Origin of the sequence: Pontibacter pudoricolor (genome assembly GCF_010092985.1) — a bacterium.
GTDB classification, from domain to species: Bacteria; Bacteroidota; Bacteroidia; order Cytophagales; family Hymenobacteraceae; genus Pontibacter; species Pontibacter pudoricolor.
In genome coordinates this window covers 3,153,148-3,167,662 of record NZ_CP048106.1, presented here as the reverse complement: position 1 = coordinate 3,167,662, position 14,515 = coordinate 3,153,148, and the positions used below count along the sequence as shown (strand labels likewise).

The 14,515-nt window shown below is 47.1% G+C and carries 14 protein-coding genes; 8 read left to right on the top strand and 6 right to left on the bottom strand.

The annotated features are described in order from the left end of the window. Positions 1–51: 51 nt before the first annotated feature. The gene (locus GSQ66_RS13745; RefSeq protein WP_238395694.1) at positions 52–951 is read right to left on the bottom strand and encodes a DMT family transporter; all 900 of its coding nucleotides are present in this window, start codon (positions 949–951) and stop codon (positions 52–54) included. 589 nt (positions 952–1,540) lie between these two features. Next, a complete protein-coding gene (gene dusB, locus GSQ66_RS13740) occupies positions 1,541–2,536 on the bottom strand; it encodes a tRNA dihydrouridine synthase DusB (protein WP_162427990.1) in 996 nt (331 codons plus the stop codon). A gap of 53 nt (positions 2,537–2,589) precedes the next feature. On the opposite strand from dusB, the gene GSQ66_RS13735 reads away from it, so the two are divergent. The 4 genes from GSQ66_RS13735 (at position 2,590) to GSQ66_RS13720 (ending at position 6,617) form a co-directional block, all read left to right on the top strand. Continuing rightward, on the top strand, positions 2,590–3,552 hold the full coding sequence (locus GSQ66_RS13735) for a CPBP family intramembrane glutamic endopeptidase (protein WP_162427989.1): 963 nt from the start codon (positions 2,590–2,592) through the stop codon (positions 3,550–3,552). 58 nt (positions 3,553–3,610) lie between these two features. Continuing rightward, positions 3,611–4,438, top strand: coding sequence for a phosphatidate cytidylyltransferase (locus GSQ66_RS13730; protein ID WP_238395693.1), 828 nt, complete (start codon positions 3,611–3,613; stop codon positions 4,436–4,438). Between the two features lie 97 nt (positions 4,439–4,535). Beyond that, the gene (locus GSQ66_RS13725; protein WP_162427988.1) at positions 4,536–5,810 is read left to right on the top strand and encodes a Glu/Leu/Phe/Val family dehydrogenase; all 1,275 of its coding nucleotides are present in this window, start codon (positions 4,536–4,538) and stop codon (positions 5,808–5,810) included. A 123-nt stretch (positions 5,811–5,933) separates the two neighbouring features. Next, positions 5,934–6,617: a phosphatidylserine decarboxylase family protein gene (locus tag GSQ66_RS13720; RefSeq protein ID WP_162427987.1), complete on the top strand. Its 684-nt coding sequence runs from the start codon at positions 5,934–5,936 to the stop codon at positions 6,615–6,617. Positions 6,618–6,889: 272 nt separating this feature from the next. Here GSQ66_RS13720 and GSQ66_RS13715 read toward each other — a convergent pair whose 3' ends face one another. Together GSQ66_RS13715 and ribD are read right to left on the bottom strand one after the other, a co-directional pair. Beyond that, positions 6,890–7,372: a GAF domain-containing protein gene (locus GSQ66_RS13715; RefSeq protein ID WP_162427986.1), complete on the bottom strand. Its 483-nt coding sequence runs from the start codon at positions 7,370–7,372 to the stop codon at positions 6,890–6,892. A gap of 4 nt (positions 7,373–7,376) precedes the next feature. Next, positions 7,377–8,432 (bottom strand): bifunctional diaminohydroxyphosphoribosylaminopyrimidine deaminase/5-amino-6-(5-phosphoribosylamino)uracil reductase RibD, encoded by a 1,056-nt coding sequence (gene ribD / locus GSQ66_RS13710; protein ID WP_317164200.1) that lies wholly within the window; start codon positions 8,430–8,432, stop codon positions 7,377–7,379. A 168-nt stretch (positions 8,433–8,600) separates the two neighbouring features. On the opposite strand from ribD, the gene prmC reads away from it, so the two are divergent. The 4 genes from prmC to rfbA all read left to right on the top strand — a co-directional run bounded on the left by prmC (position 8,601) and on the right by rfbA (position 12,667). Beyond that, positions 8,601–9,455, top strand: coding sequence for a peptide chain release factor N(5)-glutamine methyltransferase (prmC, locus tag GSQ66_RS13705; protein ID WP_162427985.1), 855 nt, complete (start codon positions 8,601–8,603; stop codon positions 9,453–9,455). An 80-nt stretch (positions 9,456–9,535) separates the two neighbouring features. Then, on the top strand, positions 9,536–10,570 hold the full coding sequence (gene galE, locus GSQ66_RS13700; protein WP_162427984.1) for a UDP-glucose 4-epimerase GalE: 1,035 nt from the start codon (positions 9,536–9,538) through the stop codon (positions 10,568–10,570). Positions 10,571–10,572: 2 nt separating this feature from the next. Further along, complete coding sequence (gene rfbB, locus GSQ66_RS13695) at positions 10,573–11,622, top strand: dTDP-glucose 4,6-dehydratase (protein WP_162427983.1); 1,050 nt, start codon at positions 10,573–10,575, stop codon at positions 11,620–11,622. A gap of 175 nt (positions 11,623–11,797) precedes the next feature. Beyond that, positions 11,798–12,667, top strand: coding sequence for a glucose-1-phosphate thymidylyltransferase RfbA (rfbA, locus tag GSQ66_RS13690; RefSeq protein ID WP_162427982.1), 870 nt, complete (start codon positions 11,798–11,800; stop codon positions 12,665–12,667). A 60-nt stretch (positions 12,668–12,727) separates the two neighbouring features. On the opposite strand, the gene GSQ66_RS13685 is transcribed toward rfbA, so the two are convergent. Further along, positions 12,728–13,147 (bottom strand): hypothetical protein, encoded by a 420-nt coding sequence (locus tag GSQ66_RS13685; RefSeq protein ID WP_162427981.1) that lies wholly within the window; start codon positions 13,145–13,147, stop codon positions 12,728–12,730. Positions 13,148–13,305: 158 nt separating this feature from the next. Further along, entirely contained in the window at positions 13,306–14,475 is a 1,170-nt protein-coding gene (gene chrA, locus GSQ66_RS13680) for a chromate efflux transporter (protein ID WP_162427980.1), read from the bottom strand. Positions 14,476–14,515 lie beyond the last annotated feature (40 nt).

Sequence of the window (14,515 nt, the reverse complement as noted above, 5' to 3'; positions counted from 1 at the left end):
AATAAAAAAGGCTCCTGTTTTACGGGAGCCTTTCTTTTTGTAAATGTTATTTTATTTAGCCCGGTTAACTATAAACACGCCAACCAGAATAATTACCATGCCTATATAATGCCAGAGATGTATCGCTTCGCCGTCGAGCACGCCCCACATAAGCGCAACTATAGGAATAAGGTAGGTGGATGAACTGGCAAAAAGCGGCGTAGAAATATGGATAAGCTTGTTAAAAAGTACCAACCCGACTGCTGTACTGAAAACGGCAAGGATGGCAATGTAAAGCAGTGCTTCGCCGGCGCCGGGCGTATGCTGCAGTTTGCCAAAAGCATCGGTGGTGAGCAGGTAAATAAACGCCATCGGCCCCACCGTAAGTAACGCCAGGCTCGACATTACAAAAGGCTTTAAGCCCTGCAGTTTGTATTTGATAATGTTTACGCTGCCACCGTAGCAGATGGTAGCCACCACAATATACAGCCCATACATGGTATTGTCGAAATTAGTGTTTTCGCCACCCGAAAAGATAAGGACAGCTGTGCCCGCAATACCAACGGTAATACCAAGCATGCGCATCCAGGTGATGGGCTGGTGAAAGAAAACAGCGCCTACTAACAGCGTAAAAAGTGCCGTAAGCGAGTTTAATACGCCAGCCAAACCGCTGGCAAGGTGGGTTTCGGCATAAGCAAACAGAAAAGCCGGGATCAGGTTGCCCAGCAGGCCGCTGCCCAGTAAAAATTTCCAGTGGCGCGGTTCTGCCTGTTTAATGTGTTTTATAGCCCATGGCAGTAACGTAAGGCAGGCTATAGTTATGCGCCACGCACCCAACTCATCCGAACTATAAACTATAAGCCCTTTTTTAATCAGGATGAAGGAGGTGCCCCAGATAAGCGCCAGTATAATAACCAGGAACCAGGCCAACGCCGATGCTCCCGTTTTTTGTTGATCAGAAATGTTGGCCAAGCTGCCTAAACGTTAAAATTACAAGTGTGCAAAAGTAGCAGATTTTGTAGTTAAAAAATTAGAAAGTTTGGAAGTTAAAAAGTTTAAGAGTTAAGGAGGAAAGTTCTGTGTGCTTACTGTAACTATAGCACTACAGCTACAACTATAGCAACAGCCGGAATTCCCCTCTTGGGAGGGGTAGGGGTGTGTTATTGGCAATTATAAAACTATAGCGTAAACTATAGCAGTAGCCTAAAAACTCCCTGCATTAGACTACCGAGAAGCGAGTTCGAAGGTAGCGAGCGAAGCTCTGAGGGATAAAGGGTGGTTGGACCTCCGAAACTATAAGACCATAGCCTAAGCCACTACTAGTTTTGTCCCTCCCGGGCCAGTTGAGTTACAAACTCAACACCATAATTAGACACGGGTTGAAAACCCTGCCAGCAGAATAAGTTAGTTGTAGGAACTATAGAGCTATAGTTTCATTTATAAGTCAAGCAAAAATCCTGAAAATCCATTAATCCTGTAAATCCTGATTCAGACAAACAGAAAGCGCCCGCTGCAAATGCAACAGGCGCCCTAAAATATAACTTTCTAACTTATAAACTTTTTAACTTTCTAACTCCGCATAGCTCATCGTCTGCGCTATCTCTTCCAGCGTATCGTAAATTTCCTGGATGTCCTCAGACTGCACCAGTTTCATGCGCAGCGGCTTAAAGTGCGGCAATCCACGGAAGTAGTTGGTATAGTGGCGGCGCATTTCAAAAATGCCCAGTTTATCGCCTTTCCACTCCAGGGAGTGCGTAAAGTGCTGGCGGCAAACCTCTACACGCTCTTCCAACGTTGGTCCCGGTAGCATCTCGCCGGTTGCCATATAGTGTTTTATCTCGTTAAAGATCCACGGGTAACCGATGCTGGCACGGCCAATCATAATGCCATCCACTCCATATTTATTGCGGTATTCCAGTGCTTTCTGCGGAGAATCGATATCGCCGTTGCCAAAGATGGGGATCTTCATCCGCGGGTTGTTTTTTACTTCGGCTATCAGGCTCCAGTCGGCTTCGCCTTTATACATCTGCACGCGTGTACGGCCGTGTATACTCAGTGCCTGAATCCCAATGTCCTGCAAACGTTCGGCAGTCTCAACTATATACTTGGTGTCTTCATCCCAGCCGAGGCGGGTTTTAACGGTAACCGGCAGGTTGGTTGCTTTCACAATTTCCTCGGTCATCTTCACCATTTTAGGGACATCGCGCAGCAGGGCAGCACCGGCACCTTTGCAGGCTACGTTCTTTACAGGGCAGCCATAGTTGATATCTATCAGGTCGGGGCCGGCCTGCGACGAAACGATAGCCGCCTCACGCATCGACTCAATATCAGACCCGAAAATCTGGATGCCAATAGGACGCTCGTAATCAAAAATGTCGAGTTTCTGCACACTTTTAGCTGCGTCGCGTATCAAACCCTCAGAGGAAATAAACTCGGTGTACATCAGGTCGGCCCCATTGGCTTTGCACACTTTTCGGAACGGCGGATCACTCACGTCTTCCATCGGTGCAAGCAGTAACGGGAACTCGCCCAACTCTATGTTCGCTATCTTTACCAAAGCAAAATTTAATTATTCGCGTAAATTTACACCAATTTAACCTAAACTCCTGTATGAAAGGTTTCATCCGTAAAGAGCCACATCCATTTTATATACTGCTTCTGCTGTTTGCTTTTATGATGGCAGGCTATTTTGTTGGTAGTTTTATCTTCGCCATTATCGCCAGCGTCGCCTTCGATTTCAGCCTGATGCAGATACCGGAAATAGCAACAAACCCGCTGTCGCACCCGAACGGGCGCAATATTATGCTGCTGCTGCAGGGCGTAATACAGTTTATGTCGTTTGTGGTAGGGCCGTTGTTTATGCTGCGGGTTTTAAAATATGACGTGGAGCCTTACCTGAACTGGAAAATGCCGGTTGCCCCATTACTGGTATTGTTAGCTGGCGTGCTGATGATCATAATTATGCCTGCCAACTCGGTTGTCATAAACTGGAACGCTACCATGAACTTCCCGGATTTTATGCAGGGGTTTGAGGAGTGGGCACGCGCCAAAGAAGACGAACTGGCCGAACTTACCAAAATGATTGCCGATTTTAATGATATTCCGAAGCTGTTGATAGGCATATTGGTAATTGCGGTTATACCTGCCATCGGCGAAGAAATTGTGTTCCGAGGAGTTTTGCAAAAGCAACTGCACCGCTGGACGGGCAGCCCACACGCCGCTATCTGGATTGCCGGATTAGTATTTGCAGCCATTCACGTACAGTTTTTCGGGTTTGTGCCACGCGCTATATTGGGTGCCTTGTTCGGATATTTATATTTCTGGTCGGGCCGCATAAGCGTGCCTATAGTTGCCCACTTCTTTAACAATGGCTTTACCGTGCTGATGCTTTATTTGCAGCAAACCGGCGCTGTCGATATCGATGTAGAGTCTACGGAGCCGATGGAATGGTGGAGTGTGTTGCTGTCTGTGGTTTTAAGCGGAGCGGTGCTGTATTACCTGTATAGTGAGTTTAAAAAGGTGCCGCCGCGCACCAACCCGCTTCCTGAAACTATAGCTGAATCTGGAGTATAGGCGTTTTACAATCTAATAATTTTAATACCTTTAGTGCTCTAACAGCATCCTCTACTACATGGGCAATAAAATTTCGGGACTAAGTAACTTAAATCAGCGGATTATAATAGGAGTGTTGGGCGCCGCCTTATTTGTGGGCAGTATACTGGTTAGCGAGTGGACTTATTTCGTGCTTTTCCTGCTGCTGACTATAGTTGGGTTACTGGAATTTTACAGACTGGCTGCTACACAAGGCATTAAACCAAATAAAACATTAGGGGCAGCTTTAGGCGCTTTGTTCTATATCCTGATCTTCCTGATCGAGAAAGAACTTGTCCGGAGCGAGCTGCTTTACTTAACGCTACCGTTGCTGGGTCTTGTTTTTGTACTCGAACTATACCGCAAGCAGCCGCAACCTTTCACCAACATTGCATTTACCCTTTTAGGGGTACTTTATATTGCACTGCCTTTCGGGTTATTGCACAAATTAGGCTACCTGAACGATACGTACAACTGGCAACCCATACTGGGGCTTATGCTGCTGATCTGGGCTTCGGATACAGGGGCTTACATTGCCGGCAAGAACTTTGGTAAACGCAAACTTTTTCCGCGTATCTCGCCGGGCAAAACCTGGGAGGGCTGGGCTGGCGGCATGTTGCTTACCCTGGCAGTAGCCTATGGCTTATCGGTTTATTTTCAGGACCTGGCACTTTATCAGTGGTTGGGAATAGGCATTATAGTTTCAATCTTCGGCGTGTTCGGAGACCTGGTGGAATCGATGCTGAAGCGAAGCCTGGACGTGAAAGATTCGGGCACCTTATTGCCCGGGCACGGCGGCATTTTAGACCGTTTCGACAGCCTGATAATTGTTATTCCTTTTATAGTTGCCTTTCTTCAAATTTTCTAGTTTTTTGTTTCCGGTATAGTTGGCGGTTGTATGTATAAATTATATACCTTTACCTCTGAAATCTTAATCAAACTGATCAAATCAAAAGGTTAATCTAATGTTATACAAAGAACCTGCACCGATCAAGGATAGGGAAAATCCGTTCGAATCGATGATGTCACGATTCAATATTGCCGCTGAAGTATTAGGGTTGGATGAAGAGACATATAACGTATTAAAATCGCCTACCCGCCAGGTAATCGTGAACATTCCTGTAACGATGGATGATGGCAAGGTACGTGTGTTCGAGGGTTACCGTGTAATACATTCTACTATACTTGGTCCTTCCAAAGGTGGTATACGGTATGCTCCGGATGTTTTCCTGGATGAAGTAAAGGCGCTTGCAGCCTGGATGACCTGGAAATGTGCGGTAGTAGACATCCCTTACGGTGGTGCAAAAGGCGGTATAATATGCGATCCTTTTACTATGTCGGCTGGTGAGATCGAGCGTTTAACAAGAGCTTATACGTCAGCACTGGCAGATACCTTTGGACCTGATCAGGACATTCCTGCACCGGACATGGGTACAGGCCCACGTGAAATGGCCTGGCTGATGGACGAATACTCTAAAACAAAAGGCTCTACAGTGCATGCTGTTGTTACAGGTAAGCCGCTTGTGTTAGGTGGTTCGCTTGGCCGCGTAGAGGCTACTGGCCGTGGCGTAATGGTATCGGCAATGGCTGCTATGGATAAACTGGGCATGGACCCTTCAAAATCTACTGCTGCCATCCAGGGTTTCGGTAACGTAGGCGCATGGGCTGCCAAGCTTATGGCTGAGCGCGGCGTTAAAATTCTTGGCGTAAGCGACGTAAGCGGCGCTTACTGGAACGATAACGGTATCGACATTGAAGATGCTATCGAGTACAAGAACGCACACAATGGTCGCCTGGAAGGTTACAAAGGAGCTGAACTGATGGACCCGGAAGAATTGCTAACTTCTAAAGTGGATGTAATTATTCCAGCTGCTGTAGAAGATGTGATCACGATAAAGAATGTTGATAAGATACAGGCTCGCCTTATAGTGGAAGGTGCAAACGGACCTACTTCATATAAAGCCGATAATATCATCAACGAAAAAGGCATTATGGTAGTGCCGGATATCCTGGCAAACTCTGGTGGTGTAACGGTGTCTTACTTTGAGTGGGTACAGAACCGCATGGGCTTTAAATGGACGCTGGACCGTGTAAATGAGCGTGCTGAGCGTATCATGAACGAGTCGTTTGAGCGTGTTTATGCCGCATCTCAGAAGTATAACGTACCAATGCGTATTGCCGCTTACATTGTAGCTATTGACAAGGTAGCCATGACGTACAAGTACCGCGGTGGCTTCTAAGCAAAGATTTTTATAAAAATAAGCGAAAGTTTATATAATTTTGATGCAGGTAATAGCCCATCTACTAAACTGGATGGGCTATTATAACTTATAAAGTAGCTGCAGTAATTTCACAACACACTAATGAAGATTCATAAAGAAGGACGAAAGATTCTGTTTTTTACATTGCTAGGGTTAGTAGCAATCAACCTGTTGCTCTACAACTTCAACGCCGAAAACAATACCTTCAACAAGATTTTCTCTGGTGTATCTGCAGTGTTGTTCCTGCTTATACTTCAGTTTTTCCGGAGCCCGTACCGCAACCTGCTATTGCACGAAGACCTGCTGATAGCGCCGGCCGATGGCAAAGTAGTGGTAATTGAGGAAGTGGAAGAGCCGGAATACTTTAAGGATAAGCGCAAGCAGATCTCTATTTTCATGTCGCCGATAAACGTGCATATTACGCGTAACCCGGTTTCAGGCATCGTAAAGTATTTTAAATATCATCCGGGAAACTACTTTGTAGCCTGGCACCCAAAATCGAGCACACAGAACGAGCGTACTACTGTGGTGGTAGAGTCTACTGCCGGCCCTGAGGTGTTGTTCCGCCAGATTGCAGGAGCCATGGCGCGCCGTATAGTTTGGTATGTAAAAGAAGGTGATGAAGTTAGCCAGGGCGAAGAGTTTGGTTTTATTAAATTTGGCTCGCGCGTAGACGTGTTTGTGCCGCTTGATACAGAAATTAAAGTAGAGCTTGGCCAGAAAACCAAAGGCGGTCAGACGGTAATAGCCCAGCTTAAAACACCTCCGCCAACACTGTTTGGGTAAGGTTTTTGAGACAAAAGACTATTTGACAAAAGACAAAAGATTATAAAAAATGCCGCTGCAATTTATACTTGCAGCGGCATTTTGCTTTTTGTCTGAACCGGGATTAATGGGATTTAGGAGATGAAAAAGATTTGTAGAGACGCAATATTTTGCGTCATTTTTTCTGTGGAACAATAGCCTTTCTACTACAAAAATGCCGCAAGTTTAGCAATAGCATAACTTGAGGCATGAGGTCCATTGCCTTTTGTCAAAAATTCCTTTGTCAAAGAATGCTAATACCAGCTTTCTACCAGCTTCATCAATTGCTCCAGGTACTTCTGGTCTACTTCGTCGAAGTCGTTTAGCCTGTCGCTGTCTACGTCCAGAACCAGTTTTACGTCACCGTCTTTTATTACCGGCACCACAATTTCTGATTTGGATTCGCTGGCGCAGGCTATATGCCCCGGGAAGGCTTCCACGTCTGGTACCAGTATAGTTTCCCGGCGGGTGTAACAGGCGCCGCATACACCTTTGTGGTAAGGGATGCGGGTGCAGGCGATCGGTCCCTGAAAAGGGCCTAGTACCAACTGGCCTTCTTTGTTAAAATAAACGCCCACCCAGAAAAAGCCGAGCCCTTGTTTTAAGGCAGCTACTAAGTTCGAGATGTTAGCAATCAGGTCTGTTTCGCCTGTTGTTAAAGCTTCTATCTGCGGCAACAGGGTTTTATATTTTTCTTCTTTGCTAAGGTTCTGGTCAACTATAAGCGATTCGGCCATGTATTTAATTGTTGATTGTTAGTTGCTGATTATTGTTTTTGTAGTGCAACAGCTCGTCGGTTCCTAATGTTTGTTGTTCCACTAAATTGCCATACACCATAGTTGGCGCTTTTATGCCATCAACTATAGTTTTGGCTGTATTTTTAAGGATAAAAGCTTCGTCCCACAGGTTTTCTTCCAGCAGGCTTTCGAGCAGGTAAGTGCCGCCTTCCACTAATACTGATATCACATTACGCTTGTGCAGGTCTGCCATGATCTGCGGTAGCAATGGTTCGTTTTCCTGAAGCTGCACAAAGTATAGATTCTCCAGGTCTTCCTGTTTTCTATAATTATAAACTATAGTTGGCTGGCTGCCATCAAACAAATTTATAGTTTGGGGTAAAGTTAACTGGCGATCTATCACTATACGTATTGGATCTCTGCCGCTCCAGTGGCGGGTATTCAGGCGCGGGTTATCGTGCAGGGCGGTGCGGGTGCCTACCATAATGGCCTGTTCTTCAGCGCGAAGCTTATGCACAAAACGCTTTGCCAGTGCACCGCTAATCTGTACCTGTTCACAGCCCGGCCCGGCTACATAACCATCAGCAGTTTCAGCCCATTTTAATATAATGTAAGGCCGCTTTAAACTATGGCTTGTAAAGAAACGCTTGTTCAGCTCCAGTCCTTCCTGTTCCAGCAGGCCGGTTTGTACTTTTATTCCCGCATCCAGCAGTTTCTGCACACCACGTCCGGCTACTAAAGGGTTTGGGTCCAGGTTACAGATCACTACATCACGCACGCCGCTGTTTATCAACAGGTCGGCGCAGGGCGGCGTTTTACCAAAATGGGAGCAGGGCTCTAAGGTTACATACACGCGGCTTTCCGGGAGCAAGCTTTTATTCTGCACACTGGCAATGGCGTTTACTTCGGCATGCGGGCCACCATAGTTCCGGTGCCAGCCTTCTCCAATTATCTGCCCGTTGTGCACCACCACGCAGCCTACCATCGGGTTAGGAGCCGTATAACCGCTGCCCAACCTGGCCAGTTCCAGCGCACGCTGCATGTAAGTATTGCTTTGCAATAGCGTTAAAAGTTATGAGTTAAAAGTTAAGAGTTGATGGCATATGTAGAGACGCAATATTTTGCGTCTTGGGTCAGGAGATAAATTCAAGTTCACATCTCCAAATTTCCACATCTTCAAATCAATAAAGTTAACTTTGCAAAGATATCTAAATCAACAGAAAAAGCCGTGGCCACCATACAGCAAACAACACAAACTATAAGTCAGCAGCTTTCCGGGCTTTACCCTGAGCAGGAAGCAGGAGCCATGGCACAGCAGGTGCTGGAACATGTGCTGCAACAAAACCGGGTTCAACTAAGCTTAAGTCAACAGCAGGAAGTAACTATAATGCAACAGGAAGAGTTGCGAACTATAGTTAGCCGCCTTTTGAAAAACGAGCCGCTGCAATACGTGTTGGGCGTGGCGCATTTTTATGGATTGGAGCTGCAGGTAAACCAGAACGTACTTATCCCGCGTCCCGAAACCGAAGAGCTGGTAGACCTCGTGGCAAAAGAGCACCGGAACCAGCAGGGGTTAAAGATTCTGGATATCTGCACCGGTAGCGGCTGTATACCCATCGCGCTGGCTGCAAACTTACATACAGAAGCGGTTTATGGCCTGGAAGTATCAGAAGGAGCGCTGGAAGTGGCAAAGGCAAATGCGGCAAACTATAGCCAGACGATAAACTGGCTGCACCAGGATATATTTGACGACATACAAACTATAGCTTCCGGCTCACTGGACATCATCACCAGTAACCCGCCGTATGTGCTGGAAGAAGAGCAGCAACAGATGCGCGCCAATGTGCTGGAATATGAACCGCACCTGGCTCTTTTTGTGCCCGATACCGACCCGCTTAAATTCTACAAACGCATAGCTATAGTTGGTTATAGTCTGCTAAAGCCAGCCGGCAAACTATACTTCGAGATAAATGAACGTTACGGCCCCGAGACATGCGATGTGCTGTTGGAGGCAGGCTTTGCAGAAGCCAAAGTAGTGCAGGACCTGTTCGGCAAAGACCGTATGGTGCGGGCAGTGAAATGATTAGACAGAAAATTGTAACTTTACAAAGTATAAATTACCACACGTATAAACTCGGCCATTGGGGCTGATAAAGTATAAACATGCAGAAGATTTTAGTGACAGGCGGGGCCGGCTACATTGGCTCGCATACAGTAGTGGAGTTGCAGCAGGCGGGGTATGAGCCGGTTATAGTGGATAATTTCTCTAACTCTGAGGAGCGCTCTTTAGATGGAATAAAAGCCATTCTTGGTCAAGACGTAAAGTGCTACCGCACCGATTGTACCGATGCTGCTGAACTGCGCAAGGTGTTTGAGCAGGAGTCGGATATAGTTGGCGTTATTCATTTTGCAGCTTATAAGGCAGTAGGAGAGTCGGTAGCTGAGCCGCTGAAGTATTACCATAACAATGTTGGGTCGCTGCTGGTGTTATTGCAGGTGATGCAGGAATTTAATGTACAGAAGCTGGTTTTCTCTTCGTCGTGCACGGTGTATGGTATCCCGGAGCAATTGCCGGTAACTGAGCAAACGCCGGTGCAGAAAGCTAACTCGCCGTATGGCAACACCAAAAAAGTTTGTGAAGAGATCCTGACTGACCTGGCAAATAGTGGAAACAGCAACATCCAGAGTATAGCCCTGCGTTATTTTAACCCGATTGGTGCGCACCCGTCTGCCCGGATTGGTGAGCTGCCGCTGGGCGTACCCAATAACCTGGTGCCTTTTATTACTCAAACTGCAGCTGGCATTCGTGAGCAGATAACCGTTTTCGGAGATGATTACGACACCCCGGACGGAACCTGTATCCGCGATTATGTACATGTAGTGGACCTGGCAAAAGCGCATGTAGTAGCTATTGAAAGACTGCTGCAAAATAAAGCTGAAGCCATTGAGATGTTTAACGTAGGCACCGGACAAGGTAACACGGTGCTGGAGGCTATACAGGCTTTTGAACGCGCAACCGGCGTAAAGCTGAACTATAAAATTGGTCCGCGCCGCGCCGGCGATATTCCAAAAATATATGCTGATGTAACCAAGGCGACCCAGGTTCTTGGTTTTAAAACCACTAGTACACTGGAAGAGTCTATGAAAAGCGCCTGGGACTGGCAATTACATTTACAGGAATCTACAGCTAAACTATAGCCATGAAGATATTGATAACAGGCGGAGCAGGCTTTATCGGCTCGCATGTGGTTCGGTTATTTGTTAACAAGTACCCCAGCTACCAGATCTATAACCTGGACAAACTGACCTATGCCGGTAACCTGGAAAACCTTTCGGATGTTGAGCACAAGGAAAACTACACTTTCCTGAAAGGCGACATTGTAGACGCAGCTTACCTGGACGAGATCTTTGCCAACTATAAGTTTGACGCCGTTATCCACCTGGCGGCCGAGTCGCATGTGGACAGATCGATTACAGACCCGCTGGCCTTTGTGCAGACCAACGTGATCGGTACCGTAAACCTGCTGCATGCGGCCAAGAAGCACTGGGCCGATGACCTGAGCAGACACCTGTTCTACCACATCTCTACCGACGAAGTGTATGGCTCGCTGGGCGAAGACGGCTTGTTTACCGAAGAAACACCATACGATCCACGCTCACCTTACTCAGCCTCCAAAGCCAGTTCCGATCACTTTGTTAGAGCCTGGTACCATACTTATGGTTTGCCAATCAAAATATCAAACTGCTCCAACAACTATGGCCCAAATCACTTCCCAGAAAAGCTGATTCCGCTGGCTATAAACAACATCAAAAACGAGCGCCCGGTACCCGTGTACGGCAAAGGCGAAAACGTGCGCGACTGGCTCTATGTGCTGGACCATGCCCGCGCCATTGATGTGATCTTCCATAATGGAAAGGTAGGAGACACCTATAACATTGGTGGCATAAACGAGTGGAAGAACCTGGACCTGATCGAGCTGCTGTGCGATGTGATGGACGAGAAGCTGGGCCGGGAAAAAGGACACTCGCGCAAGCTGATCACGTTTGTAAAAGACCGTGCCGGCCACGACCTGCGCTACGCCATCGACTCAAGCAAACTTGTAAATGAGCTGGGCTGGAAACCATCGGTTAACTTTGAAGAAGGCCTGAGCAAAACCGTAGACTGGTACTTAGCAAACACGGAGTGGCTGGAGCATGTAACCAGCGGCAACTATACGCATTACTACGAAGAGCAGTACACCAACCGGTAGGTTGGAAATTGTTAAATTGTTTAAGGTTAAATTGTTGATCTGCTATAGTTAACCCACCCCTAACCCCTCCGAGGAGGGGAACTATACCTGTTGCCAAGTCCCCTTTGAAGGGGTAGGGGATGACAATTGTAATCAGAATCAACCATTTAACCTTCAACCATCAAGCCATCAATAAATGAAAGGAATTATACTCGCCGGGGGCTCCGGAACCAGACTTCACCCGCTTACCCTGGCTGTTAGCAAGCAGCTGATGCCGGTGTACGACAAGCCGATGATCTATTACCCGCTCTCAACACTGATGCTGGCCGGTATCCGTGAGATCCTGATAATCTCCACGCCGCACGACCTGCCTATGTTTGAGCGCCTTTTAGGAGATGGCTCGCAGATTGGGTGTAAGTTCAGTTATAAGGTACAGGAAGTGCCAAACGGACTGGCGCAGGCCTTTGTGATAGGTGAGGAGTTTATCGGCAACGACAAAGTGGCGCTGGTGCTGGGCGATAACATCTTTTATGGCTCGGGCATGAGTAAGCTGCTGCAGGCCAACAATAATCCTGATGGCGGCGTGGTTTATGCCTACCATGTGCACGACCCGGAGCGTTATGGGGTAGTGGAGTTTGATGCAAACAACAACGCGGTTTCGATAGAAGAAAAGCCGCAGCAGCCAAAAAGCAACTACGCTGTGCCTGGCCTGTACTTTTATGACAACGAGGTGGTGGAAATTGCCAAGAGCCTGGAACCAAGCACACGCGGCGAATACGAGATAACCGATGTGAACAAAGAGTACCTGCGCCGCGGCAAACTGAAAGTGGGCATCCTGGACCGGGGCACTGCCTGGCTCGATACCGGTACCATACAGTCGCTGATGCAGGCGGCTACCTTTGTGCAGGTAATTGAAGAGCGGCAAGGCCTGAAGATCGGCTGCATTGAAGAAGTAGCCTGGCGGATGGGCTTTATTGGGGACGAGCAACTACAGGCTGCTGCAGAGCCGCTGCGTAAAAGCGGCTACGGCGAATACCTGCTCCGGATGCTGAAGGAAAAACGTTAAACTAATGTAAGAAGGCCACTTTTTAAAGCGGCCTTCTTACATTAGTTTACCTTATAAGTATTATTTGGTAGCTGCTGTCCACTTCAAAACATACGAGTCGCATCGAAGGGCATTAATATTCATCCTGAAAGTACCACTCGCTTTTTTGCCGTTTATACTTCCCTGAATGTCAAATCGCCAGGCAGTGGAGCCACCGTTTTCCGGGTCCACCACAATGCCACTGATTTTGCCTTTTTTTACCGGGATGCGTTTTTCAGGTCCAATGGTAGTTTTCTCCAACCTGCCATCGCAGCGCCAGTAACCATCAAAAGTGAATTCTTCTACCCATTTGCCATCAGCAGAAAGTATAAAAGAGATTTTATCACCTTTCATACCATTAGAGATTATACCTGTAAATTTCTTTTTGCCTTGTGCACAAACATCAGTTGAAAGGAACAGAATAAAACCGATAATCTGAAGGCTAATTAAGAGCTTTTTCATAAACACATATTTTATAGGTATAAATATATATTTATTATGTACAATATAAAAGCACGCAAATGCTTTAGTTAACTTTTATCTAAAGAGCAGTATTTAGTTGAAGTACTGGGAAGGACGAATGCCCAGCACATATAGGAGGTGACTGTCAGAGTTGATCTCTACAAAACAAACCCCAGCAACAAACCAGTTAAGATAAGCACAGGCGCCGGAATACGCGTAAACATCAGCAACGCGAAAGTAGCTACCACTATACCAAAGTTAAGCAGGGTGTTATCGATGGGGTGGTAAAGCATAATGGCTGCGGCTACTACCATGCCAGAGCTTACCGCACTTATGCCTTCCAGAGATGCCCGTACCACCCTGTACTTTTTTAGCTCTTCCCAGAAGCGGATAACGAAGAAAATCAGGAATGTGCCCGGTAAAAAGATGCCTACCGTAGCAACAAACGAGCCCAGGAACTGGCCTGCTATACCGTACTCGCGCATGGCCAGGTTACCTACAAACGAGGTGAAAGAGAAAGTTGGTCCCGGCAAAGCCTGCGCAATAGCGTAACCAGACAGAAACTCTTCGCCGGTAAGGTAGCCTTTAAACTGCACAAATTCGGTATACATAAGCGGTACCAGCACCTGTCCACCACCAAAAACCATGCTGCCGTTACGGTAAAAGTTCTCGAACAACCTGACTGGCAACGACGAGGTGGCGCCACCAAGCGCCGCAGCAAGTATAAACACGCCTACATACAGAAAGAAGTTAGCCCATTGTATATGCAGGCGTTTGTCTTTTTCCTGCGGGTGCTGTTTAAAGCGCAGAGCCGTTACGGCACCACCGGCAATTAAAAGCAGCGGGTATACCCACGGCGACCTGAAAAAATACGACAGCACTGCCGAAACCACCATCAGCACAATAGCCACTTTGGTGTTTACCACTTTTACACTGATCTTCCAGGCGGCATAAGCCACAAACCCAACCGCCATGGGCAATATAATCCGCAGGAAATGAAGCGAAATGTTATTCTCCTGCAGGTACGAAATAACAAAGGCTGCCAGTGCCATTATGGTGGCAGCAGGCATTATCCAGACGAGCAGGGTCAGGTAAGCCAGGTTAGGGCCACCAATACGGAAACCGATGGCTGTTATAGTTTGGGTAGAGGTTGGGCCGGGCAGGATCTGGCAAAGGGCATTCAGTTCTATCAGTTCCTGGTCGGTAAGGTAGCGGCGTTTTTCTACAAGCAGTTTAAACATTAACGCGATATGTGCCTGCGGCCCACCAAACGAAGTAAGGGCAAGAAGCAAAACGTCTTTCAGGAAGATGTAGTAGCGCAGGCTCATAAAGGGTAAAAATAAAAAAAGAGAGACAGCTTGTAACTAT